Origin of the sequence: Bacillus sp. AFS018417 (assembly GCF_002560985.1) — a bacterium.
GTDB classification, from domain to species: domain Bacteria; phylum Bacillota; class Bacilli; order Bacillales; family Bacillaceae_G; genus Bacillus_A; species Bacillus_A rhizoplanae.
Window position 1 is genome coordinate 13495 of sequence record NZ_NTTM01000014.1, and the last position, 23631, is coordinate 37125.

The 23631-nt window shown below is 37.0% G+C and carries 24 protein-coding genes and 2 riboswitches; of the genes, 16 read left to right on the plus strand and 8 right to left on the minus strand.

What is annotated here, in order from left to right; genetic code table 11:
• The first annotated feature begins 56 nt into the window (after positions 1-56).
• Positions 57-208, plus strand: a riboswitch (cyclic di-AMP (ydaO/yuaA leader).
• Positions 209-302: 94 nt separating this feature from the next.
• The 9 genes from CN326_RS08065 to CN326_RS08105 all read left to right on the plus strand — a co-directional run bounded on the left by CN326_RS08065 (position 303) and on the right by CN326_RS08105 (position 8378).
• On the plus strand, positions 303-704 hold the full coding sequence (locus CN326_RS08065) for a hypothetical protein (protein WP_098308089.1): 402 nt from the start codon (positions 303-305) through the stop codon (positions 702-704).
• Positions 705-721: 17 nt separating this feature from the next.
• Positions 722-958 (plus strand): hypothetical protein, encoded by a 237-nt coding sequence (locus CN326_RS08070; protein WP_098308091.1) that lies wholly within the window; start codon positions 722-724, stop codon positions 956-958.
• 240 nt (positions 959-1198) lie between these two features.
• A riboswitch (cyclic di-AMP (ydaO/yuaA leader) is annotated at positions 1199-1342 on the plus strand.
• Between the two features lie 98 nt (positions 1343-1440).
• Positions 1441-1545, plus strand: coding sequence for a hypothetical protein (locus tag CN326_RS08075; RefSeq protein WP_098308093.1), 105 nt, complete (start codon positions 1441-1443; stop codon positions 1543-1545).
• Positions 1542-1622 (plus strand): K(+)-transporting ATPase subunit F, encoded by an 81-nt coding sequence (kdpF, locus tag CN326_RS08080; RefSeq protein WP_098308095.1) that lies wholly within the window; start codon positions 1542-1544, stop codon positions 1620-1622. Before CN326_RS08075 ends, kdpF begins: the two co-directional genes overlap by 4 nt.
• Positions 1623-1641: 19 nt before the next feature.
• Positions 1642-3309 carry a potassium-transporting ATPase subunit KdpA gene (gene kdpA, locus CN326_RS08085; RefSeq protein ID WP_098308097.1) on the plus strand — a complete coding sequence of 556 codons (1668 nt, stop codon included), beginning with the start codon at positions 1642-1644 and terminating at the stop codon, positions 3307-3309.
• A 13-nt stretch (positions 3310-3322) separates the two neighbouring features.
• The gene (gene kdpB, locus CN326_RS08090) at positions 3323-5422 is read left to right on the plus strand and encodes a potassium-transporting ATPase subunit KdpB (RefSeq protein ID WP_141525003.1); all 2100 of its coding nucleotides are present in this window, start codon (positions 3323-3325) and stop codon (positions 5420-5422) included.
• Positions 5423-5440: 18 nt separating this feature from the next.
• Positions 5441-6022 (plus strand): K(+)-transporting ATPase subunit C, encoded by a 582-nt coding sequence (gene kdpC, locus CN326_RS08095; RefSeq protein WP_098308101.1) that lies wholly within the window; start codon positions 5441-5443, stop codon positions 6020-6022.
• A 201-nt stretch (positions 6023-6223) separates the two neighbouring features.
• Positions 6224-7369: a KdpD-like non-kinase potassium sensor gene (gene kdpDN / locus CN326_RS08100; protein WP_098308103.1), complete on the plus strand. Its 1146-nt coding sequence runs from the start codon at positions 6224-6226 to the stop codon at positions 7367-7369.
• A gap of 154 nt (positions 7370-7523) precedes the next feature.
• Complete coding sequence (locus CN326_RS08105) at positions 7524-8378, plus strand: patatin-like phospholipase family protein (RefSeq protein WP_098308105.1); 855 nt, start codon at positions 7524-7526, stop codon at positions 8376-8378.
• A gap of 310 nt (positions 8379-8688) precedes the next feature.
• On the opposite strand, the gene CN326_RS08110 is transcribed toward CN326_RS08105, so the two are convergent.
• Positions 8689-9303 (minus strand): TetR/AcrR family transcriptional regulator, encoded by a 615-nt coding sequence (locus tag CN326_RS08110; protein ID WP_098308107.1) that lies wholly within the window; start codon positions 9301-9303, stop codon positions 8689-8691.
• 324 nt (positions 9304-9627) lie between these two features.
• Here CN326_RS08110 and CN326_RS08115 point away from each other — a divergent pair, with 324 nt between their 5' ends.
• Positions 9628-10167: a TetR/AcrR family transcriptional regulator gene (locus CN326_RS08115; RefSeq protein WP_176524551.1), complete on the plus strand. Its 540-nt coding sequence runs from the start codon at positions 9628-9630 to the stop codon at positions 10165-10167.
• Positions 10168-10229: 62 nt separating this feature from the next.
• On the plus strand, positions 10230-13445 hold the full coding sequence (locus CN326_RS08120; RefSeq protein ID WP_098308111.1) for a bifunctional cytochrome P450/NADPH--P450 reductase: 3216 nt from the start codon (positions 10230-10232) through the stop codon (positions 13443-13445).
• Positions 13446-13580: 135 nt separating this feature from the next.
• On the opposite strand, the gene CN326_RS08125 is transcribed toward CN326_RS08120, so the two are convergent.
• Positions 13581-14882 (minus strand): NCS2 family permease, encoded by a 1302-nt coding sequence (locus CN326_RS08125; protein WP_098308113.1) that lies wholly within the window; start codon positions 14880-14882, stop codon positions 13581-13583.
• 233 nt (positions 14883-15115) lie between these two features.
• Between CN326_RS08125 and CN326_RS08130 the strand changes: the two genes are divergently transcribed.
• From CN326_RS08130 to CN326_RS08140, 3 genes are all read left to right on the plus strand, one after another.
• Positions 15116-15985 (plus strand): SDR family oxidoreductase, encoded by an 870-nt coding sequence (locus CN326_RS08130; protein ID WP_098308115.1) that lies wholly within the window; start codon positions 15116-15118, stop codon positions 15983-15985.
• Positions 15986-16359: 374 nt separating this feature from the next.
• Entirely contained in the window at positions 16360-17133 is a 774-nt protein-coding gene (locus CN326_RS08135) for a L,D-transpeptidase (protein WP_098308117.1), read from the plus strand.
• 179 nt (positions 17134-17312) lie between these two features.
• The gene (locus CN326_RS08140) at positions 17313-17579 is read left to right on the plus strand and encodes a hypothetical protein (protein WP_098308119.1); all 267 of its coding nucleotides are present in this window, start codon (positions 17313-17315) and stop codon (positions 17577-17579) included.
• A gap of 258 nt (positions 17580-17837) precedes the next feature.
• Here the strand turns inward: CN326_RS08140 and CN326_RS08145 are convergent, their stop codons facing one another.
• The 6 genes from CN326_RS08145 to CN326_RS08170 all read right to left on the minus strand — a co-directional run bounded on the left by CN326_RS08145 (position 17838) and on the right by CN326_RS08170 (position 21485).
• Positions 17838-18767, minus strand: a complete 930-nt coding sequence (locus tag CN326_RS08145; RefSeq protein ID WP_098308121.1) for a carbohydrate kinase family protein — start codon at positions 18765-18767, stop codon at positions 17838-17840.
• A 95-nt stretch (positions 18768-18862) separates the two neighbouring features.
• Entirely contained in the window at positions 18863-19078 is a 216-nt protein-coding gene (locus tag CN326_RS08150) for a DUF1540 domain-containing protein (RefSeq protein WP_098308123.1), read from the minus strand.
• 74 nt (positions 19079-19152) lie between these two features.
• A complete protein-coding gene (locus CN326_RS08155) occupies positions 19153-19566 on the minus strand; it encodes a thioredoxin family protein (protein WP_098308125.1) in 414 nt (137 codons plus the stop codon).
• Positions 19566-19997, minus strand: coding sequence for a disulfide formation protein C (locus CN326_RS08160; RefSeq protein WP_098308127.1), 432 nt, complete (start codon positions 19995-19997; stop codon positions 19566-19568). Before CN326_RS08160 ends, CN326_RS08155 begins: the two co-directional genes overlap by 1 nt.
• Positions 19998-20164: 167 nt before the next feature.
• Positions 20165-21064 carry an LCP family protein gene (locus CN326_RS08165; protein WP_098308129.1) on the minus strand — a complete coding sequence of 300 codons (900 nt, stop codon included), beginning with the start codon at positions 21062-21064 and terminating at the stop codon, positions 20165-20167.
• Between the two features lie 172 nt (positions 21065-21236).
• Complete coding sequence (locus CN326_RS08170) at positions 21237-21485, minus strand: YhdB family protein (protein WP_098308131.1); 249 nt, start codon at positions 21483-21485, stop codon at positions 21237-21239.
• A 161-nt stretch (positions 21486-21646) separates the two neighbouring features.
• Between CN326_RS08170 and CN326_RS08175 the strand changes: the two genes are divergently transcribed.
• Entirely contained in the window at positions 21647-22126 is a 480-nt protein-coding gene (locus tag CN326_RS08175; RefSeq protein WP_098308133.1) for a PH domain-containing protein, read from the plus strand.
• The gene (locus CN326_RS08180) at positions 22119-23546 is read left to right on the plus strand and encodes a PH domain-containing protein (RefSeq protein WP_098308135.1); all 1428 of its coding nucleotides are present in this window, start codon (positions 22119-22121) and stop codon (positions 23544-23546) included. The genes CN326_RS08175 and CN326_RS08180 overlap by 8 nt, the downstream gene beginning before the upstream one ends.
• Positions 23547-23631: the final 85 nt, after the last annotated feature.

Below are 23631 nucleotides of genomic sequence, written 5' to 3' on the forward strand. Positions count from 1 at the left end.
CTTTTTTCTTGTTTACTTTTTCCAAAATTAGGAGTACTATATCAGCCAGAATCTATTTTTCTAGAACGCTAAATCCAGAGTCTGGAGCGGAGGAACCAATTGTGTATTGTGCATTGTCACTAGGGGTGAATCTTTCTTAGAGAAAGTAGGGCTACTCTCAAAGTCCGAATCCGACAGCTAACTCCGTAAGCGTATTGAGAGAGGATGATGCAAATGAATACATCAATTCATCGGTCCGACTAGTATAAAAGAATTTTAATAATATAATTTAAAATTCTTTTATGCGGGGGAGGATGAAATACATGGATGAGGACAAAGAGTACACACTCATTTGTGTAGGAGAAGCGGAAAAAATTAAGAGTTTACAAAATTTAGCGCTTTTACAAAGTAAAATAATCATTTTCACAGAGAATGAGCATATGGTTAATGAAGTGAAAGCATGTGGATTTCAGCAAGCATATTGTTGTCCAAATGAATCAAAGATGATTGTAAAAATATGCAGAGGAATAAAAAAAGTAATTTTACTAGGAGATGAATTATCCACAATTAGTTTTTTTGCGGAGCGTATTCGCTTTTCTTTTCATGCACCTATTACGGTTGTCACGCGAAATAAACAATATCCAAAGCGCCTCTATGGAACGATAGGAGTTAAATTACTGGTGTTTACAACTTGTGATAACATTTCGTTTTTGATTTTAGAGTAGGAGCGGAGGAAACGAATATGAAAATATTCCTTTGTCGTGATTTAGCAACGCGCTGGGCTCTATCGTTAGAACGAGTACATGAGTTAGTTGAGTATGATCCACTCTTTCCGAAGCCATCTGTAATTATTCCACCAGAAGATATTTGTTTATATTTAGAGCAAGACATTATCGAATATGAGAAACAACATACGGAATTAGTGCAAGTATATGTTAGAGGTCGTAATTTACGTTCTTTTTTTCATGATTTAGATTAAGTGTTTAGAAGGTTATCTCATGTATTGAGATAACCTTTTTGTTTTAAATTTGCAAAAGAACGTCTATTTTACGAAAAAAGAAGAAAACAAAAGAAAAAAGATGATAAAAGAGTATTTCCCATTAATGTAAGCGTTTAACAGGTGTTATATTTTCATATTTTAGCTATTTCACCTCTTTACAAGTGAAATTTAGAGGAGTATATTTACTTTCATAAATTGTTCATAAAATTTCCAAAAAACAACCTGATATCGCTGAGTCCAGAAATGGAGCGGGGGAACCAATTTTGTGCATTGTCACTTGGGGTGAATCTTTCATGACGAAAGTAGGGCTACTCTTTAGGCCCGAATCCGACAGCTAACCTCGTAAGCGTTTGGAGAGGAGGTTTACTTTTGTGTTGTTCATTTTTGAACACTGAGTAGATCCTCAGTGTTCTTTTTTATGCTCTTGATGGTAAAATTTTACATTTAGTGAGGGATAAAGAATGTTAGATATCGCTATGATAGGGATTTTAATCGTGTTAGTTGGATCAATGGTTGGTCTTGCAAGATGGTCGGATAATGTTGTGAAGGAAGGGAAAAAGGAATGATTATTGCAGTATCTATTATTGTTGCCGCACTTACTGTGTACTTAGTTTATGCGTTATTAAATCCAGAAAAGTTTTAATTAGGGGGAAGTATTTATTATGGTTTGGATTGCAGTTTTGATCACAATGATATTATTTGTTCTTGTTGCAAAACCAATGGGGATTTATTTAGAGAAGGCGTTCCAAGGCAATCGTAAATTGGATAAAGTATTTGGCCCTGTTGAAAAAATCATTTTCAAAATTTCAGGTATTAAGCCTTATAACCAGAGTTGGAAGCAATATGCACTATCATTAGTTGCTCTCAATGCTTTCATGATTGTTGTTGTATATTTCATATTTCGATTACAGGGAGTGCTGCCATTAAATCCAACTCATGTTAAAGGGATGGAGCCTACCCTTGCTTTTAATACAGCTATTAGTTTTATGACAGATACAAATTTACAGCATTATAGCGGTGAAAATGGTTTATCGTACTTATCACAATTAATTGCAATTACGTTTTTAATGTTTACAGCACCAGCAACAACATTAGCGCTTGTAATGGCTTTTATAAGAGGATTAGCAGGTAAGGAACTTGGGAACTTCTTCGTAGATTTTATACGTGCTTTAACAAGGGTTTTTCTTCCGATTGCGTTTGTGACAGCGTTGGTCTTCGTTGCTCTCGGTGTACCACAAACGTTGGACGGAGCAGTTACAGCTCATACAATTGAAGGGGCAAAACAAACCATATCACGCGGTCCAGTTGCTTCTTTCGTTTCTATTAAGGAATTAGGGAACAATGGCGGAGGATTTTTTGGGGCAAATTCGACGCATCCATTTGAAAATCCGAGTCAAATAAGTAACATTTTACAAATGATGCTGATGATGCTGTTGCCAACAGCTTTACCATTTACGTATGGAAGAATGGTTGGGAATAAAAAACAAGGACGTGTTCTTTTCGCTTCTTTATTCATCGTATTTTTAATGGGATTTGCAACAATCGTGATGGCAGAATTACATGGAAATCCAGCGTTAAACCAAATAGGTATGCAGCATGATCAAGGCAGTATGGAAGGGAAAGAAGTTCGATTTGGAACAGTCTTTTCTTCACTGTATGCTACTGTAACAACTGCAGCGGAAACAGGTGCTGTTGATACAATGCACGATACGTTAACACCAATTGGTGGAGTAGTACCACTTGTAAATATGATGTTAAATACAGTGTTTGGCGGAGTTGGCGCGGGTTTTGTCAATATCATTATGTACGCAATGATCGCAGTCTTTATATCGGGATTAATGGTGGGACGTACACCAGAATTTTTAGGGAAAAAGATTGAAGGTAAGGAAATGAAATTGATTGCGGTAACAATACTATTTCAACCTTTACTTATTTTAGGATTTTCAGCGTTGGCTTTTTCAACTCATTTAGGAACAGATGCGATTTCAAATTCTGGGTTCCATGGGTTGACACAAGTTGTATATGAATATACTTCCTCGGCTGCGAATAATGGCTCAGGTTTTGAAGGTTTAGGAGACAACACAGCGTTTTGGAATATTACAACTGGTGTAGTGATGTTCTTGGGACGTTATTTCAGCTTAATTACAATGTTGGCTGTAGCAGCTTCATTAAAAGAGAAAACAGTAGTACCAGAAACAATCGGAACATTCCGTACAGATAATAGTTTATTTGGTGGCATTTTCATTGGAACAATCGTGATTGTCGGGGCATTGACGTTCTTCCCAATGTTAGTGTTAGGACCAATCGCAGAATTTCTTACATTGAAGTAATGGAGGGTAAATGATGGAACCTGTAGTGGTAAAAGATAAACAACCTAATCAATCAATTGCATCTTCAAAAACGGGCGCAGAAAATGAAGTAAGCCAAGAAAAAACAATGGATCGTGACATTATTACACATGCTATAAAAGAAGCGTTTGCAAAATTGAACCCGCGAGTTATGGTGAAAAATCCTATTATGTTCGTGGTGGAAATTGGTTTTTTCCTAACGTTAATTTTATCATTTCTACCTAATGTATCTAGTAATATCCCAGGATGGTTCAATATAACGGTTTCTCTTATTCTATTATTCACTGTCTTGTTTGCTAACTTTGCAGAAGCATTGGCAGAAGGGCGTGGAAAAGCGCAAGCTGATTCATTAAAACAATCTAAAAAAGATGTATTTGCAAATGTAATAAAAGAAAATGGAGATGTTGTTCAAGTCTCAGCAACTGAACTGAGAAAAGGCGATATTGTTATTGTAAAGCAAGGGGAAATGATTCCAAGTGATGGGGAAGTTATTCGCGGCTTAGCGTCTGTTGACGAATCAGCTATTACAGGGGAATCTGCACCAGTTATGAAAGAGGCTGGTGGTGATTTTTGCTCGGTTACAGGCGGTACGATTGTTGTTAGTGATGAAATTACAATTCAAATTACGAGTAATCCTGGTGAATCTTTCTTAGATAAAATGATTTCTTTAGTAGAAGGAGCATCTCGTCAAAAAACACCAAATGAAATTGCTCTAAACACTGTATTAACGAGTTTAACACTTATTTTCTTAATCGTTGTTGTTACATTACCAATCTTTACAAATTATCTTGGTTTTCAAATTGATATGTCCATCCTTGTTGCGCTTCTTGTTTGTTTAATTCCAACAACAATTGGTGGTTTGTTATCCGCAATTGGGATTGCAGGTATGGACCGTGTAACGAAGTTTAACGTTTTAGCAATGAGTGGTAAAGCAGTTGAAGCAGCTGGTGATATTAACACAATTATTTTAGATAAAACAGGTACAATTACATTCGGTAATCGTATGGCACATACGCTTTTACCAGTAGGAAATGAAACAATTGAACAAGTTGCAAAATGGGCAGCGCTTAGCTCTGTGTTAGATGAGACGCCAGAAGGACGTTCTGTTATTGAATACGTACAATCAAAAGCATTCTCTTATAACGGTACACTTGCAGAGCAAGGTGAGTTTGTTCCATTTAGAGCCGAGACACGAATGAGCGGTGTTGACCTAGTAGATGGTACAAAGGTAAGAAAAGGTGCAGTTGGTGCTGTACTTGAATGGGTACAATCGCAAGGCGGTACAGTTCCGAAAGACTTAAATCAAAAAGCCGATTTAATTGCAAAAGAAGGTGGTACACCACTTGCAGTTGCAGCTGATAATCGTATTTACGGATTAATTTATTTAAAAGATACTGTAAAACCAGGTATGCGTGAACGATTTGAGCAGCTTCGTCAAATGGGAATTAAAACAGTGATGTGTACAGGTGATAATCCGCTGACTGCCGCAACAATTGCGAAAGAAGCAGGTGTGGATGAGTTTGTAGCGGAATGTAAACCAGAAGATAAAATTGCGGTCATTAAAGCAGAGCAAGAAAAAGGGAAACTTGTTGCGATGACAGGTGATGGTACAAATGATGCACCGGCTTTAGCGCAAGCGGATGTTGGACTTGCGATGAATAGCGGTACCGCAGCAGCAAAAGAAGCAGCAAATATGATTGACTTAGATTCAAACCCAACGAAAATTATTGAAGTTGTAGGAATCGGTAAGCAGCTATTAATGACACGCGGTGCATTAACAACATTTAGTATCGCCAATGATATTGCCAAATACTTTGCCATTATTCCAGCGATGTTTACTTTGGCAATTCCACAAATGGAAGCTTTGAATGTTATGAAATTACATTCACCGTTATCAGCGATTTTATCAGCGCTTATTTTTAACGCGATTATTATCCCGCTGCTTATTCCGCTAGCAATGAAGGGGATTGCTTATAAACCGATGAGCTCTAATGCATTGTTAGGACGTAATTTACTTATTTATGGACTTGGGGGAATGATTGTACCATTCGTTGGTATTAAGCTGATTGACATGATTGTAGGATTGTTCATTTAAGGAAAAGGGGAAATGAAAATGTTTGAAAAACAAAAGATACTTTCACCTGTCATTCGTATAACCTTTACGTTTCTTGTTGTGTGCGGGCTCATATATCCATTGCTAGTTACCGGAATTGCACAAGCGGTTATGAAAGATAATGCAGACGGAAGTCTTATATATAATGAAAAAAATGAGGTAATTGGTTCAGAATTAATTGGTCAAAATTTTACAGATCCATGTTATTTCCACGGACGTGTGTCTAGTATAGAATATAAAGCAGAAGCATCTGGATCTAATAACTATGCACCATCTAATCCAGATTTATTAAAACGTGTAGAAGAGAGTGTAGAAACTTGGAAGAAGGAAAATCCAACAGTTCCTGTTTCGGAGGTTCCGATGGATTTAGTAACGAATTCAGGTTCAGGATTAGATCCTGATATTAGTCCACAAGCGGCTTACGCACAAGTAGATCGTATCTCTAAGATGACGAATATTCCGAAAGAAAAAATTAATAAACTTATTGAATCTCAAACAGAAGGGAAAGCACTCGGACTATTCGGCGAAGATCGTGTCAATGTGTTGAAGTTAAATTTAGAATTACAAAAAATGATGAAATAAAGTGAAACTTCCATCAGTGGGGGGCTTCATCCCCCCGCTGATGGTTAGTTGAACCAATCGGGCTTTTANNCCTATCTTCTTCGCTTTTCTCTGAATCTCGAGGTGGGGGTGTTCCTGCCCGTTAATGCGGGATAATAACGATGCTACCTCAATCACTTAGATTGAGGTAGCGTTGTTTGGTAGGGATAGGGGGGATTTGTGATGTATGCAGATGATTATAAGCCAACGTTCCAAAGGCGTACACCAGAAGAGTATTTAGAATATATTCGTCAACAGAACCGAGGGAAATTAAAACTTTATGTCGGAGCGGCTCCTGGAGTCGGAAAAAGTTATAAAATGCTTTTTGATGCTAGAGAGATGCGAAAGGAAGGCATTGATATTGTCATTGGTTTGATTGAAACACATGGGCGAAAAGAAACAGACGATGCGATCGCTGATTTAGAAGCTGTTCCTTTAAAAGAAATTGATTATAAAGGAAAAGTGTTTCACGAGCTTAATGTAGAAGCAATTATAAAAAGGGCACCGGAAGTTGTTATTGTTGATGAATTGGCTCATACAAATATTCCAGGTTCTAAACATAAAAAACGCTATAAGGATGTGGAAGAATTATTGGATGCTGGTATTGATGTTTTATCTGCATTTAATATTCAACATTTGGAGAGTGTTCACGATATTGTAGAACAAATTACAGGGGTTAAAGTAAGAGAGCGTATTCCCGATTTCATTTTGCAAAAGGCAAATGAAATTCAGCTTGTTGATGTAACACCGGAAGTACTGAGAAAACGATTGATGGATGGAAAGATATATAAAGAAGAAAAAATTCAACGCAGCTTAAATCATTTTTTTACGCTTAATAATTTAGGTGCACTTCGTGAATTATCACTTCGAGAAGTTGCAGATGATATGGATGAGAAAATCAGCCAATTTACTGAAGAACCAATTGGAGTGAAAGAAAAAATTCTCGTTTGTGTTCAGTACAGTTCCACGGCAGAAAAATTGATTCGCCGAGGATGGCGCATGGCAAACCGCTTAAATGCTGAGTTGTATGTTTTAAATGTAGAAAGAGAAAATATTGAATCTCTATCAGAAGCAAAGAAGCAAATTATCGAAGAATGGAAAGCTTTAACTAGTCAATTTGATGCAACTTTTTTATTAGAGGAATCAAAAGGGAGTAAGCCAGCTGATACGATTATTCAAGTTGCAAAACAATTACAGGTAACGCAAATTTTGCTTGGACAATCGGCAAGAACAAGATGGGAAGAGATTCGAAAAGGTTCAATTGTAAATGAAATTATGAGACAGACGAAGAATATTGATATTCATATTGTAGCAGATCAACGGATATAGGGCATACTCGAATCGTATTCATGTATATGAATACGATTTTTTCCATTTTATAAGTCGTCTGAATATGGTTTCTTAAAAATTTTATATATAATAGAAAGAGATATTTAACAATGTGAATAATTAAGAAGCATATATAGAACGAGGAGAGAGAACGATGCTTGAAAATACAGGTTTAGTATTAGAAGGCGGCGGTATGCGCGGCGTATATACAGCAGGTGTATTGGAGTACTTTATGGAAAGCGATTTATATTTTCCATATGTGATAGGCGTATCGGCAGGTGCATGTAATGCAGCGTCGTATCTTTCAAGACAAAAAGAAAGAAATAAAACAGTAAACATTGAATATGTGACACATCCAAGATATTTATCGTATAAAAACCTTTGGAAAAAGCGACAGCTCTTTGATATGGATTTTATTTTTCGTGAAATCCCAACGCAGCATGTTCCATTTGATTTTGAAACATATTTCAATAATGAGCAATCTTTCCTTGTAGGAGCGACAGATTGTGAAACTGGACAGCCTGTTTATTTTGAAAAAGGCCGTACACAAGAAGAAGCATTAACATTGTTACAGGCATCAAGTTCATTGCCATTTGTGGCACCTGTTGTAGAATTCGGTGGGAAAAAGTTATTGGATGGTGGAATTTCAGATCCAATTCCTGTTCGAAAGGCACAGGTAGATGGTTATCAAAAATCAGTTGTTATTTTGACAAGAAATAAAGGCTATACGAAGAAAAAATCAAAATTTGGATGGGTTGCAGCGAAAGCTTATAAAAAATATCCTAATTTAGTAAACACAATGCTAGCTCGTTATGAAGTATATAATGAGACACTTCATTATATTGAAAAAGAAGAAGCAGCTGGGAACATATTCGTTATTCGTCCGACAGATCAATTAGAAGTGGATCGTATGGAGAAGAATCCAGAAAAATTACAACGCTTGTACGAGCAAGGATTTAAAGATGCTGAGAAAACGTATGAAGATTTATTGCAATTTCTTAGTAAATAAAAAAGGTGACTCAAGGTACTTTAAACAGACTATAATTTAAAGAGGATACTATGTCTAATATAGGACATATATCCTCTTTTTTCATATATAATATACTCCATAACAAGACGTTATTATATGATTAAGGAAAGCATATTTATTTTGGTTAGGGGACGTAGCCCACATCGGGAGGGGGAGTGACAGGATTGCTGTCATAGACCGCAAAATAACTTTTTGAAATATCAAATTTAAAGCCTAAAAGAAGGCTTTTTTATTACTGATTTTTTCCTTACACTAAATAAAATAAGGAGAAAAATGATGAAACAAAACTCTAGCCCTCATTAAATAAAGTAAAACCAACTGCACACAAGGGTCCTTTAGTAATAAGCTTCACTAATTGTTGTGCAGTATATTTCGGTGAATATTTCATGTCATTTTGAAGCCACCAAATTGCTATCCCAACAACACAGGAAGTGATGAAATGCAATACCATATCCTTTGGAATATCTAAGTCATGGTCTTCAATTTTAAGCTCAATGAAATTTTGTTCAAGGTTATCCATAATAGTCTGCTGCATTTGTAGGTTAAAATCATGAATGCCATTAGGCCCAAGCATGGTTTTATAAAAGTCTGCATGTTTTACTATACACTCAAATATGGATTGTAAAATTTCCTCGAATTTCGAAAGATCTATTTGATGTCCCTGCACATGGGCATATAGGACCATCTTACTTGTCAACTCTCCTAGTGCTTCCTCACTAAGCTTTGTTAACAAATCTTGTTTATCCCTGTAATGCGAGTAAAATGTTGCCCGATTAATGAGTGCCTCATCTGTGATGTCTTGAATGGTAATAGCATCGTATCCCTTTTCCGCTATCAGTTTGATAAAAGCATCATATATAAATTTCTTTGTCCGAATAATCCGCAGATCCGTTTTTTTCAACATCTTATATCTCCTTGTTCGTTATTGTCATTATAAACAACAGATTTCATCCTTTTGTTCCTTATCGTACATTTATGTCTTAAATGTAAATTGAATTATGTAGCAAAAACGATATAATTTTAATATAAACAACATGATTTCATTATAAACTACACATTGTTCGTTATCTATCATTTTGTTAGACGAATGCTAGGAGGAATAATTTAGGATGAAAATAATCGATGTTATATATAACAATTGTCACTTTACATAATTACCGTCCAGACGGTATAGTAAATTTAAAATGAGTGAATCACTCATTTCTGACTGAGAATGGAGGTCATTTTGATGAGCAATTCAAGACGTAAAGAAATATTAGCTGCTGCTTCTTTTATTATTGAGAATTATGGTATGGAAAAATTGACATTAGAGGCTGTCGCGAAACAGGCTGGTATCAGTAAAGGAGGATTACTCTATCATTTTCCTAATAAGGACGCAATTATAAAAGGTATGATTGATGAATATTCGTCAGCATTTTTAATGGATGTTCGGGATAAAGTAAGCAATTCTTCGGAATCCATAGGAAAATGGCATCGTGCTTACTTGGAATCAGCAATAAACGATACTGGTTTATCAAACGGGCTTGTTTCTGCATATGTCGCAACTTTGTTTACTAACCCACTTCTTCTTTCCAAGTTCCAAAGTGATTCTCAAGAATTATATGAAGAAATGGAAAAGGATGAGATCGAGCCAATAAAGGCTGTAATTATTAGATTAGCCATCGATGGATTATGCTATTCGGAAATTTTTAAGATAGGGAAGATTGATGAAGGCTTAAAACAAAAAGTAATTCAACAATTAATAAGTTGGACTAAAGAATATGAGTGAAAAAATTAAAGTTGAATATTAAATAATTTCCTTTATATCTCAAACTTCGAAGGAGGATAAAAATGAGAGAAGAACAGACAGGCGGGATTCCACAACCCAAAACATATGGACCACTCGGCAACTACCCTTTATTCGACATGAGTCAACCTACTATTTCTTTTTGTGAGATAGCGAAAGAATATGGGCCAATATTTCGGTTGACTGCTCCAGGTTTTAAAACAATATGTATCTCTGAACACAAACTGGTAACTGAGGTCTGTGATATCAATCGTTTTGATAAACATGTTGCAAATGATATGGTGCATGTACGCGAATTTACGGGGGACGGTCTGTTTACGAGTAAAACATCGGAGCCAAACTGGCGAAAAGCCCATAATATATTGCTGCCAACATTCAGCCAACAAGCCATGAAGGGATATCATACCATGATGTTAGACATCGCTTCGCAGCTGATTCAGAAATGGGCTCGGTTGAATCACGATAGTGATCATATCGATGTACCGGGAGACATGACCCGCCTTACTTTGGATACGATCGGTCTTTGTGGTTTTAACTACCGATTTAATAGTTTTTATAAAGAAAAACATGATCCATTTATCGACAGCATGGTACGTGCACTTGACGAAGCTATGCATAAAGTTGCCCGCTCGAAGGGCATGGATACTCTGATGATTAGAAAAAACAGACAATTCCAAGATGATATACAAAGCATGTTTTCGTTGGTAGATAAAATTATTAAAGAGCGGAAGGCTAATGGAAATAATGGAGAGATAGATCTGCTGGCCCGTATGTTAAACAGTAAAGACCCTGAGACCGGGGAAGTGTTGGATGATGAGAATATCCGATACCAAATTATTACCTTCTTAATTGCTGGGCATGAAACAACAAGTGGTTTATTATCCTTTACGACTTATTTTTTACTGAAACATCCGGAAGTTCTGAAGAAAGCATACGAAGAAGTGGATCAGGTCCTTGGTGATTCCACTCCATCTTATAAACAAGTGCTAAACCTCAAATACATTCGCATGATTCTTAACGAGGCCATACGGTTATGGCCGACCGCTCCATCTTTTGATGTGTATCCAAAGGAGGATACTATAATCGGCGGACAGTATCATGTGAAAAAAGGTGAAGGTTTGACCGTGCTTCTTCCCGCCCTTCATCGGGATAAAGAAGTGTGGGGAGAAGATGCAGAAGAATTCCGTCCGGAACGTTTCGCAGACCCTTCCAAAGTACCAAATCATGCATATAAACCATTTGGGAATGGTCAACGTGCTTGTATTGGTATGCAGTTCGCACTTTATGAAGCCACTCTGGTACTTGGGATGATTCTTCAAAAGTTTGAATTAATTGATTATGAAAACTATCAGTTGAAGATTAAGCAAACATTGACCATAAAACCGGAAAATTTCAGAATTAGAATTAAATTAAGAGAAGGGAAGCAAGTCTCATCTTTACTGGATTCTTCGTTGGCAGATGAGAAGAAAAATGAAGAAAAGAAGAAACTGACTTCGCAATATTCAAAACAAGAAGTACTTGAAGGGGCCGAAAACGTACCTCTGCTTGTATTATATGGTTCAAACTTAGGCAGAGCGGAAGAGTTTGCTAGGAAGCTCGCAGACCATGCACGGTTACTGGGTTTTCAGAGCAATGTGGGAATATTGAACGATTATATCGGAAAGTTACCTAAAGAAGGTGCAGTGCTTATTGTAACTTCTTCATACAATGGTCAACCTCCTGAGAATGCCGCTCAGTTCGTAAAATGGCTGGAACAAGCAGATACGGAGGAATGTACAGGGATCAGGTATGCAGTTTTTGGCTGTGGAGATCGAAATTGGGCGAATACTTACCAGAGTGTTCCGAAATTCATTGATAAAGAGCTGGAACAGAAAGGTGCTATGAGGCTTACCACAAGAGGAGAGGCAGACGCCGGAGGAGATTTTGAGAATGATTTCGCTCAATGGCAAAAGAACATGTGGAAGGATGTCTCGAATGCTTTTGGCCTAAATATGAAAGAGGGAACAGAAATAGTGTCTCATCAATCATCGCTTTCCGTTCAGTTGATTTCAGGTCCTCCTGCTAATCCGATCGCTCAAAATAACAAAGCTGTCTATGCAACGGTGATTGCTGGCCAGGAGCTTCAGTCAGCTGAAAGTGAACGGAGCACTCGACATATTGAGATAGCCTTGCCGGAAGGAGTTACTTATCAGGAAGGAGACCATCTTGGAGTGCTGCCAAGTAACAGCCGGAAAAATGTCAACCGAATTTTAAAACGATTTGGATTAAACGGGAAGGATCAAGTCGTACTGAGTGCAAGTGGACGTAGTACAGTTCATCTTCCTTTGGACCGTCCTGTTAGTTTATTTGACCTTCTTAGCTATAGTGTTGAGATTCAGGAATCGGCAACTCGAGCACAAATACGGGAATTGGCAAGATTTACAGTTTGTCCTCCTCATAAATACGAATTGGAAGCATTATTGGAAGATGGAGTTTATCAGGACCAAATCTTAAAGAAACACATTTCAATGTTGGATCTTCTTGAAAAGTATGAAGCGTGCGAAATCCCATTTGATCGCTTTTTAGAACTTCTCCCTGCGCTCAAACCGCGTTACTATTCTATTTCAAGCTCTCCACTTGTTGCGCAGGATCGTCTAAGTATCACGGTTGGTGTAGTGAGTGGATCTGCATGGAGTGGACAAGGAGAATATAAAGGTGTCGCTTCTAACTATTTAGCTCAGTGTCACAATGAAGAGGAGATTACTTGTTTTGTTCGAACTCCAGAATCAAGATTTCAGTTACCTGAAGATCTAGAAATACCAATTATCATGGTTGGACCAGGCACTGGAGTTGCACCATTCCGTGGATTTTTACAAACGCGTCGTGTTCAAAAGCAAAAAGGTGTTAACTTAGGAGAAGCGCATCTGTATTTCGGTTGTCGTCATCCTGAAAAAGATTACCTCTATCGTACAGAACTAGAAAAAGATGAAATAGATGGCTTACTATCTTTACACACAGCTTTTTCTCGCTGGGAAGGACATCCAAAAACATATGTACAGCATTTAATGAAACAAGATGGAGCGAATTTAATTTCGTTATTAGATAACGGTGCCTACCTTTATATCTGTGGTGATGGAAGTCGAATGGCTCCGGATGTAGAAAATACTCTTTGTCACGCATATCAAGAAATTCATGGAGTCAGTGAACAAGAGGCAAGAAATTGGTTGGATCATTTACAACGTGAAGGACGATACGGAAAAGATGTTTGGGCTGGAAACTGAATTTTTCTTAATTAGCTAAGTAATATTTAACTAATAAACTTCTTTCGACTAGGTGTTACTTGAAACAAGATAAACTGATTTATAAAAATCCCGTATTCTTTATTGAATACGGGATTTTAATTTTCTGTGTGATTTTTAATGTGGTAAGAATACCAACTGATAAGCGAACAAAATACCAAATACGTATAAAAGCGGATGAACTGCACGGAATTGCCCTTTTGCCACTTTCATAAGCGGGTATGAAATGAAGCCGAGTGCAATACCTGTTGCAATGCTTGATGTAAGCGGCATGGTTAAAATGACTAAAAATGCTGGGAAAGCTTCATCAAATGCATCCCAATCAATATGACGAACTGCGCCCATCATTAAACTACCAACAATAATTAATGATGGAGATGTAATAGCGGCCACACCAGATACTGCGCCGACAAGCGGGCCAAAGAATGCAGCTATTGCAAATAATATCGCAACAGTTAGTGTTGTTAAACCTGTACGACCACCAGCAGCAACACCAGCAGAAGATTCAATATAAGCAGTTGTTGGTGTTGTACCGAACATTGAGCCAACCGTTGCCGAGATAGAATCTGAAAGAAGTGCACGTCCAGCATTTGGGAGTTTACCATCTTTCATAAATCCACCTTGCTGTGCAACTCCAAGTAATGTACCTGTTGTATCGAATAATGTTACAAGGAGGAGCGAGAAGACAACGCCGTATAATCCGTAGTTAATAACATCAGAAAATGCTGTAATTGGATTGGAAACAATCACGCCTTCAGGTAAACCAGGCAGAGATGTAATTCCGTTTGAGAACGTTAATTGTCCAGTAAAGTAAGCGATAACTCCTGTTAATAACATACCGATAAATAATGCACCATTCACGTTTAAAGACATAAGTACTAACGTAATACCAAGTCCAGCTAATGCAAGTAAAACGGGAGGAGAGTGAAGATCCCCAAGCCCAACTAAATTTGTGGGATGTTTCGTAACAATGCCTGTCAGGCGTAAGCCGATAAATGCGATAAATAAACCGATACCAGCTGTAATGGCATGTCTTAAGTTTTCAGGAATAGCTTCCAGTAATTTTGTACGGAAAGAAGTTAATGATAGCAAAATTAAAATCATACCTGCCACGAAGACAGCAGAGAAAGCAATTGCAAATGTCATACCTTCATGAGTTTTTACAACAGAGTAAGCAAAGTAAGCATTTAATCCCATCCCTGGTGCAATTGCAATTGGTAAATTTGCAAAGAGCGCCATACATAATGTTCCAACGACAGCGGCAATGATTGTTGCTGTAAATGCTTGTTCAAATGGAACGCCTGCATCACCAAGGATGACTGGGTTTACGACAATAATATATGCCATTGTTAAGAAGGTAATAATACCAGCCATAATTTCAGTTTTAATAGAAGTTTGATGTTTTGAAAGGTTAAACATAAAAACATCCTTTCTTTTTACGAATAATTGTCACAACAGTTATATATAATATTCGTTATTTTATTTTTTTGCAAGAGGTTTATATAAAAAGTTTCATATTTCTCTTTGTTGTGCGCTGAAATTTCGAATATTAGACACCCTGTTTGCGTATATATTTCGTTTTTTGTAAGAATAAGTATATTTTTTGATTTCGCACATCATAAGAAGGATATATGATAAGGAGGTTTTTCTGTATGACACAACAAGAACAACCAAAGAAAACATTGCCACCGCAACATCAAGAGAAACAGCCGGGGATTGAGAAAATCATGAATCCACGCCCAAAATGTATAGATGAGAAGTATAAAGGAAGCGGGAAGCTGCAAGGAAAATATGCACTTATTACAGGGGGAGATAGCGGAATTGGCCGAGCAGTAGCTATTGCTTTTGCGAAAGAGGGTGCGAATATAGCCATTGCTTATTTAGATGAACATGAAGATGCAGAAGAAACGAAGCGTTGGGTAGAAGGGCAAGGTGCACAATGTTTTTTATTTCCGGGAGATGTAAGTGATGAACAGCATTGTCAGCAAGTTGTAGCGGAGGCTGCAAAGCAATTGGGAGGTTTAAATATTGTTGTAAATAATGTTGCTCAGCAATACCCGCAGCAAGGTTTAGAGCAAATTACAGCAGAGCAACTTGAAAAGACATTTCGAGTTAATATCTTCTCGTATTTTTATATAACAAAAGCTGCGCTTGCTCATTTAAAACAAGGCGATACAATTGTGAATACTGCTTCCATTACGGCTTATGAAGGAAATGAACAGTTAATCGATTATTCAGCAACAAAAGGAGCGATCGTTTCCTTTACACGTTCATTGGCAAAATCGCTAGCTCCAAAAGGTATTCGTGTTAACGGAGTTGCACCAGGTCCAATTTGGACACCGCTAATTCCATCAAGTTTTGATAAGAAAAAAGTATCGGAATTTGGCAGTAATGTACCAATGAAACGGCCGGGACAACCATCTGAGCTAGCACCGGCATATGTGTATTTAGCTTCTGATGACTCTACTTATGTTTCTGGACAAATGCTTCATGTAAATGGCGGCGTTATTGTGAATGGTTAGGTGGTATTGGACTAGCTAGTGAACCGACTATTTGCATGTCGGATGTGTCGAAGGGTCTTTATCCCGCATTAACGGGCAGTAAAGAATGGAGAAGAGCTGGGAAGGAAATTGCCCGTAAAAGCCCGATTGGTTCAACTAACCATCAGTGAGAAAAGCGTCACTGATGGAAGTTTCACTTTATATTCTGTCGAAGCGCCGATATATCGCGAATAACGCTGATATTTTTGCGGATACGTAAAAAAGAGACTGACTCTTAAAGGCACATACGTGCCTTAAGGTCAGCTCTCATTAATAAGAATTGGATTTATAGTAAAAGCTAAATGAACCATAGTATTTCATGGTGAGATTTTGAGGAGAATGTGGAGGTGACATTGATGAAAAAAGCATGTTCACTTGCATTGTTATTTCTTTTCTTTTTTTTATATGTACCAATTATTTCTGCTGAGGAGACAGATCATTTATTACTTATAAATCTAACGACAAATCAATTATCTTTTTTCGAAGATGGAAATTATGTTCGAACTTTTCCTGTAACAACAGGAAGGACAAATACTCCTACGCCAGAAGGAACATTTTGCATTATTAATAAATATAAAAATAAAGCATATCACAGAAAAAATATTCCGGGCGGTTCACCTAATAATCCACTCGGCACTAGGTGGATGGGCTTAAATAAAAATGAATACGGGATTCATGGAACAAATCGTGAATGGTCGATTGGCAGTCGTCAGTCAAATGGATGTATTCGCATGCATGATCGAGATATTCAATGGTTGTATGATCGAGTTCCATTACAAACGAAGGTAATTATTGCTCATTTTCATACATCTCCTGAATATGCGGCGCATCAATTTGGATACCGGGTTGTTAGCTGGAACGGACGTGTGTTAGAGGAAGAACAGATTGGGAAGATTACAACGGTAGATCAGACGAAAATATATTGGCAAGAACCGAACGGACAATTTACAGAAATGAAAACAGTACTACCGAATGAAGTATATCCTGTGTATTCACAAGGAAAAAAAGGGTTTTATTATATAGGAAATAATTTATATATTATGGATGAAAAAGAAACAATGGTAAGGTATGAACAAATTCCTAACTCCGTACTGAGTAATATATACAAACGAAAATATGAAGTGAAGTAAAGGATACCGATGGGACAGGGTATCCTTTTTTTATCCCGCTATTCGCAGGCAGTAAGACCCCGATTGGCTCAACTAACCATCAGTGGGGGATGAAAAAAAACCACTGATGAAAGTTTCACTTTATCGCATCAAAATCCCTCTCTGAATATAATATTGTAAAGCTGAGGAGGGCATATGCTATGCAAAATGGAGACAGTACGTTTGCATTTAAACTTTTTTTAATTACACTTTGTTTATTTGTTATATATTTGTTTGTTTCATTTATTTTTTCTATGTATATCCCGTATGTAGACTTATTATTATTAGTGGGATTTGTATGGGCATTTGTAGAAGCGAGAGAGAGTGAAGATAGTATATATCGCTGGATTACATTATGTGGTACGGTTTTTATTGTTATTGTATATATTACAATGATGCATGCTGTCTGGAAAAAGGGGTTATTTTAAGATAAAAGCGTACGATTAATCGTACGCTTTTATCTGACTACTACCAGGGAGACATTTGCTCCTAAGAGCCCGATTGGCATCAATGGGGGATGAGGAAAACACCCACTGATGGAAGTTTCACTTTATCCCGCACTAACGGGCAGTAAGATCCCCACCTCAAGAATCAGAGAAAGCAAAGAAGGTATGTGGGGATAACTGCCCGTAAGAGCCCGATTGGTTCAACTAACCATCAGTGGGAAAAAACCACTGATGGAAGTTTCACTTTATATCTTCAAGTGTTGGGAGTGAAGATATTGCCCCGTAATTTGTGCAAGTAAGTGCACCAACTTTGTTTGCAAATGATATATATTGTTGTAATGTTGTAAAATCCATATGAACGCGTTCTTCTTTTGCAAACTGATACAGCATTGCACCGACGAAAGCATCACCGGCACCAGTTGTATCGACTTGCTGTACGGTAATGGATGGAATAATAGTTTGATTCTCATTTGTTGTAAGAAGTGTACCTCGTTCTCCAAGTGTAATGGCAATAGTTTTTGCTCCGTATGATAATAATGCTTCAGCAGCTTTATACATATTTGTTTCACCAGTAAGGAGGCTTGCTTCTTCAGCACTTACTTTTATGAAATGAGCGTTAGCGATGAAAGTGATACAGTCTTTACGAAATTTCTGCAAGTCTGTAATTAATGAAGCTCGGTAATTTGGATCAAAGGAAATAAATAATTGTTTTGCTTTTGCATATTGCAAAAGCTTTATGTACGTGTCTTTCAATTGGCCTGGCAGCAATGCTGTAGCTGAACCGAAGTGAATGATATCGTTTCGTTTTATTTTTGATAAATCAATTTGTTCAAACTTATATTCACTATCTGCTCCGCGCATAAATGTAAAATCACGCTCGCCATGTGAGTCAAGAGAAACGAAGGCAAGAGTAGTTTGTTTTTCTTTTATAAGCATAGATGTATCAACGTCTGCATCTTGTAAAGTTTTTTCTAGAAATTCTCCAAATGGATCATTTCCGACTTGTCCCATAAAAGCAGCTTTTCCGCCTAATTTTGTAATTGCTGCAGCAACATTTGCAGGAGCTCCGCCCGCTTTCTTTTCGAATCTTATTCCATTCATTAACGATACGTTTGGATCACGACAAACAAAATCAATTAATAATTCCCCAATACAGAAAACTTGTTTCATCTCATTCGCTCCTAACTGATTTTATTCATATATAGTATGAAAGGAAAAAGAGAAAAAAGAAAGCCCATCTCATACAGTGCGAGATGGGCAGTTGTTTAATATCTTGGTTGAAAGGTATGGCAACATGTTTCTACACTTGTTGTTGCCGAGCTTTCTATCGTTTGTCCAGATAATATTGTATCTGTAAATGACTCGTCCTCTGATTGAATAGATTCTTGAGAGTCAGGTTGAACGAGGATGGCATTTGCTTGACAAAAGTTACCTTGTCCCCAAAATGAGCAGTTGGAGACAGAACATCGTACCTCTGGCATAGGATCCCCTCCTTATACAAGTAGTGTGAGATTTTTGTACTCACTTCATGTATAAAGGAAGTTTCCTTTTCTTGTTACTTATTGTTTGCTGTAAACCACTCTTTGAATTTGTCTTTCGGTTGTTCTCCCTCAATGCGGCTTACTTCTTTTCCTTCTTTAAAGCGAATGATCGTTGGCGTACCTGTAATTTTAAATTCGTCCCATCCAGTTGGATACTTTTCCAAGTCAATGACTTTCATATCAATGTTCATATCTTTTGCCATTGGAACGATAATTGGTGATACTTTTTGGCAGTGTACACAGTTTGTCTGATAGAAGTAAATCGTTTGATCTTTCTTTTCTTTTACATTTTTTTGGAGATCTTCTAAAGAAATTTTATTTGTGTAGTAATCTGTTTTGTTTTCTTGTTTTTGTTCAACTTTTGTTACTGCAAAAATAGCGATTAATAAAACGACAACAATGCCGCCAAAAAGAAACATTTTCTTCATTATTTCATCTCCTTATTTGTTTTTAGTAAAAGAAAACTGCAGATGGCAATAATTATAAAAGCAGTTAGTGCTAGAAAGGGGATTGTGATAAAGCCAAACCAATTAATATACTCTCCTGTACAAGGAACTCGCCCACACACTGCTCCAGCTTCTGAAAAAGCAGGTATCTTTTGAATGGCATAATGATATAGCGATATACAGGCACCAATGCTTGCGATTGGTAAGGAATATGTGGCAATGCGATAATCTTTGCGTGCAATTGCAATGCCAAGTAGTAACACAAATGGATACATAAAAATACGTTGGTACCAACATAATGTACATGGTTCAAATTTCATAATTTCGGAAAAATATAAACTTCCGAGTGTAGCGATAAACGAAGTTCCCCAAGCCGTAAATAACAAAGTTTCTTGTTTTTTCTCGCGATCCATTCTCCATACCTCTCTTATAATAGTTACATACAAAATTATAGTACGAGGAGGAGTGGAAAAGAAAGAGAAAATATTCAACATAATAAAAGTTTTTTGCGCTGAAAACTTGGGAATAAAAAAAACAAGGTGATGTACACCTTGTTTTTACTTGATTGTAACGAGCAAAATTAATGATTAACAGCCTTCGTTGAATCGATAAAAAATTTTTGAATTGCTTCTTTATTTTTTTGTGGATGAAGTTGTAATACTGCCCCGGCATGCTCGTATGTTTTTGGCTCATATCCATTTGCCACTGGAATTCGCATCGTTTCCATCTTTTCAATAGGATGGAATAAAACGTTGCTACCGAGTGAAAATAATGTTTGAGTATCCATACTAGTATGAATATAAGGGAGAAGGTCTTGTATTACTGTGGGTAATTGGAATATACCGTCTACGGATTGAATTTTTTCGGTAAAGGTTTTTTGCAGAGCTTGTAGTACTTCTTGTTGGCGTTGTACACGTCCAAAGTCACTTTCAGCATCATGACGGAAACGTGCATATTTTAGTAATTCTTTTCCATGTAATTGTTGGGATCCGGGTTGTAAATGTAATCCCATATCATCGATAATTGTTTGCGTTACATTTACAGTAATTCCTTCTGGAGCGACGGTATCTACAATTTTTTCGAATGCCGCAAAGTCGATTGTAACGTAATGAGATACATCAATTCCGAAGTTATGTTGAATGGTTTTTCGTAATAATTCAGGACCGCCATAATAGTAGGCGGCATTAATTTTATTATATTTTTTATCATAGGTAGGAATTTCTACGTAGCTATCCCGCATAATAGAAGCGAGTTTTGCAGTTTTTTCTTTTTTATTATATTGTGCAATCATGATTGTATCAGCCCTAGCTTGTTTTTCTCCGCGAGAATCATTTCCGATAAGTAGTACGTTAAATATTCCTTGAGTGTCTTTAGCTCCTTGAAATGGTTGGAAGTGTTCAGCATTATTTTGTTTGGATGATTTTTGGCAGCTAATCATAAATAATGCAATAATTAAAAATAAGTAAATGTGTTTTTTCACATAATCACGTCCGTCTACTTAATATTCATAATAAGTATTATGAACAGAGATTTGGAAAAATATACAAAAACGCTATCCCAGTGTATAGGGATAGCGTTTTATGGTAGTAAAAGCCTAATTGGTTTAATGGTTGTCATTAGAAAGTTACTTACTAATGGAAGTTTCACTTTATTTACATATGAACTTGCTCCGCTTGTTCTGTATATGTTTTTTGCGTTGCATGATCAATATATTGAAACAAAAGTTGGAGTTTTTGATCAACTTCTGATAAATCTTTACCGTATTGATAAGCATGTAGAAAGTGTTCAATTCGTTTTGAAAACAACTCATCTTCTGTTTGTACCATAAGTACAAGCAGCTTTTCCCAATTACAGCAATATGTGTAATAGAGAGCTTTATCGTAGTCGGTGTATGTTTGCATTGTGTGCCTCCTTAATGAGGAGTTATATATAGTGTGTGACGGAAAAGAAGAAATACACTTGAAAGAATTTGTTAACAGAATGTTATGGGAAAGAAAAGGAAATATGTTTATAATTAATAGAAAGAAAATTAAGAAAACGAAGAGGTGGGGAGGGTGAGTCAATGAGTCCAAGGTTACTAAAATCGGTTGATGAACGAGCAATTCAAGTATGGAGATTAACGGCATTTTCAATCAATATTATTGTTTGGATTGCTTATGGCGGAGTGATATATTGGCTTGACGCATTTCGAGGTATGACAAACTTGCAACTCTTATTTCTTTGTTTTTTTTGTGGACATGCTATCTTTACAATTGGTATATATCCAAAGCTTAGATGGAAGAGATGGCGTTATATGATACGTGGACAAGAGATTGACTTACAGCGAGGTGTATTTATTACAGAGAAAACATTAATTCCAATGATTCGTGTGCAACATGTAGATGTAAGGCAAGGCCCATTTTTACGTTATTATCAATTAGCATCAGTGGATATTACGACAGCAGCGACAATTCATACAATTCCGGCGATTGCATATGAAGATGCAGAATATTTACGGGAGCAACTTTCTACTTTAACGCAGGTGGCGGTTGCCGATGTATAGAAGAAATAGAATCCATTCGTTGTCAATCCTATTGTCAGTTGTGAAACATGCATCGACATTATTTCCTCTTTACCTTATTTTCTTATTTAAGTTTCGCGATAGCTTACCGTTTTCAATTCTGATGAATACGATTATTTTTAGCCTTGTACCTTTGTTTATTCTCACCTTTATTGCTTGGATGCGTTGGTATCGATTTACATATACAATTACTGAAGAACAAGTGATCCTTGAGCAAGGATGGTTAAACAAAAAACGAAAGTACATTCCGAAAGAACGAATTCAGGCAATTCATGAATCACAAAATATAATTCATCGTTTGTTTGGATTAACGGAACTGCAAATTGATACGGCGGGAAGTAGGGAAGGGGCAGAAATAGTATTACAAATAATTACAAAAGAAGAAGCGAGTCATATTCAAGGGCAGCTTTCTGAAAGGAGGAGAATGATACAAGAGGATATTGCCGTGCTACCGATATTCACATTATCGAATAAAAAGACGTTTCTATATGCGGCTACATCAGGCAGTATTGGATTTGTATTTTCGGTGTTACTTGGTATTTATACAGAGATAGATGAGTACGTTTCGATTCATTTTAAGCTAGAAAATTTTCAATCACAAACACCTTCTTTTTACGGAGAAGTTGCAATTGCTGTTCTTACAGTGGGATGGTTACTCGGTACGTTGCTTGTATATCAGAAGTATCATGGATTTACAGTTGTGAAACAAAAGGATGAACTTGTTATTACGAGGGGATTATTTGAGAAGAAAAAACTTATCGTTCCGCTTGATCGTATTCAAGCAATTAAAGTAGAGGAGAATATAATTCGGCAATGGCTTGGTTATGCTACAATTCGTTTTGTGAGTGCGAGTTCGAGTTCGAAAGAAGAAGAATACGCAGGTTTTCGCCTTGTCTGTTTTCCGCTCGTAAAGCGAAGCCATATTCCATATTTATTGCAGCGTTATTTTCCTGATTATCGAGCTCCGTCTTCGTTTCAACATTTACCAAAACGATCATTTGAGCGCTATATGATAAGAGTTATTGTGCCTGTTCTTTTATTCATAGCGATTACATTATCTCAAACTTCAATGGTAAAATATGTAGCACCTATTTTTCTCATCGTTGGCGCAGTTCTAGGTTATCGGAGATACTATGATGCGCGTTGGTGTATTACGGGAGAGCAGCTTACTGTCATATATCGCCGAATTGGACGAATAACGGTGTATACAAAAAAAAGTCATATACAGGCGTTAACGGTTTCTAAAACAGTACTTCAAGAATCAGCATCGTTATGTAATGTGAAAATATGTGTGAAATCGGGTGCGAGAAACATAACATTTCGTATAAAGGATGCAGACGATACAGTTGGAACTTCGCTTCGGAGGTGGTACTCTTACGAAAAAGAGAGTGATTTCGCATAAAGTGAAACTTCCATCTTCATCCCCCACTGATGGTTAGTTGAACTAATCGGGCTTCTACGGGCAGTTATCCCCCGCCTATCTTCCT

Coding starts and splice junctions, on each gene's coding strand:
- CN326_RS08065 (WP_098308089.1), top strand. CDS start 303: ATGGATGAGGACAAAGAGTACACACTCATTTGTGTAGGAGAAGCGGAA.
- CN326_RS08070 (WP_098308091.1), top strand. CDS start 722: ATGAAAATATTCCTTTGTCGTGATTTAGCAACGCGCTGGGCTCTATCG.
- CN326_RS08075 (WP_098308093.1), top strand. CDS start 1,441: ATGTTAGATATCGCTATGATAGGGATTTTAATCGTGTTAGTTGGATCA.
- kdpF (WP_098308095.1), top strand. CDS start 1,542: ATGATTATTGCAGTATCTATTATTGTTGCCGCACTTACTGTGTACTTA.
- kdpA (WP_098308097.1), top strand. CDS start 1,642: ATGGTTTGGATTGCAGTTTTGATCACAATGATATTATTTGTTCTTGTT.
- kdpB (WP_141525003.1), top strand. CDS start 3,323: ATGGAACCTGTAGTGGTAAAAGATAAACAACCTAATCAATCAATTGCA.
- kdpC (WP_098308101.1), top strand. CDS start 5,441: ATGTTTGAAAAACAAAAGATACTTTCACCTGTCATTCGTATAACCTTT.
- kdpDN (WP_098308103.1), top strand. CDS start 6,224: ATGTATGCAGATGATTATAAGCCAACGTTCCAAAGGCGTACACCAGAA.
- CN326_RS08105 (WP_098308105.1), top strand. CDS start 7,524: ATGCTTGAAAATACAGGTTTAGTATTAGAAGGCGGCGGTATGCGCGGC.
- CN326_RS08110 (WP_098308107.1), bottom strand. CDS start 9,303: ATGTTGAAAAAAACGGATCTGCGGATTATTCGGACAAAGAAATTTATA.
- CN326_RS08115 (WP_176524551.1), top strand. CDS start 9,628: ATGAGCAATTCAAGACGTAAAGAAATATTAGCTGCTGCTTCTTTTATT.
- CN326_RS08120 (WP_098308111.1), top strand. CDS start 10,230: ATGAGAGAAGAACAGACAGGCGGGATTCCACAACCCAAAACATATGGA.
- CN326_RS08125 (WP_098308113.1), bottom strand. CDS start 14,882: ATGTTTAACCTTTCAAAACATCAAACTTCTATTAAAACTGAAATTATG.
- CN326_RS08130 (WP_098308115.1), top strand. CDS start 15,116: ATGACACAACAAGAACAACCAAAGAAAACATTGCCACCGCAACATCAA.
- CN326_RS08135 (WP_098308117.1), top strand. CDS start 16,360: ATGAAAAAAGCATGTTCACTTGCATTGTTATTTCTTTTCTTTTTTTTA.
- CN326_RS08140 (WP_098308119.1), top strand. CDS start 17,313: ATGCAAAATGGAGACAGTACGTTTGCATTTAAACTTTTTTTAATTACA.
- CN326_RS08145 (WP_098308121.1), bottom strand. CDS start 18,767: ATGAAACAAGTTTTCTGTATTGGGGAATTATTAATTGATTTTGTTTGT.
- CN326_RS08150 (WP_098308123.1), bottom strand. CDS start 19,078: ATGCCAGAGGTACGATGTTCTGTCTCCAACTGCTCATTTTGGGGACAA.
- CN326_RS08155 (WP_098308125.1), bottom strand. CDS start 19,566: ATGAAGAAAATGTTTCTTTTTGGCGGCATTGTTGTCGTTTTATTAATC.
- CN326_RS08160 (WP_098308127.1), bottom strand. CDS start 19,997: ATGGATCGCGAGAAAAAACAAGAAACTTTGTTATTTACGGCTTGGGGA.
- CN326_RS08170 (WP_098308131.1), bottom strand. CDS start 21,485: ATGCAAACATACACCGACTACGATAAAGCTCTCTATTACACATATTGC.
- CN326_RS08175 (WP_098308133.1), top strand. CDS start 21,647: ATGAGTCCAAGGTTACTAAAATCGGTTGATGAACGAGCAATTCAAGTA.
- CN326_RS08180 (WP_098308135.1), top strand. CDS start 22,119: ATGTATAGAAGAAATAGAATCCATTCGTTGTCAATCCTATTGTCAGTT.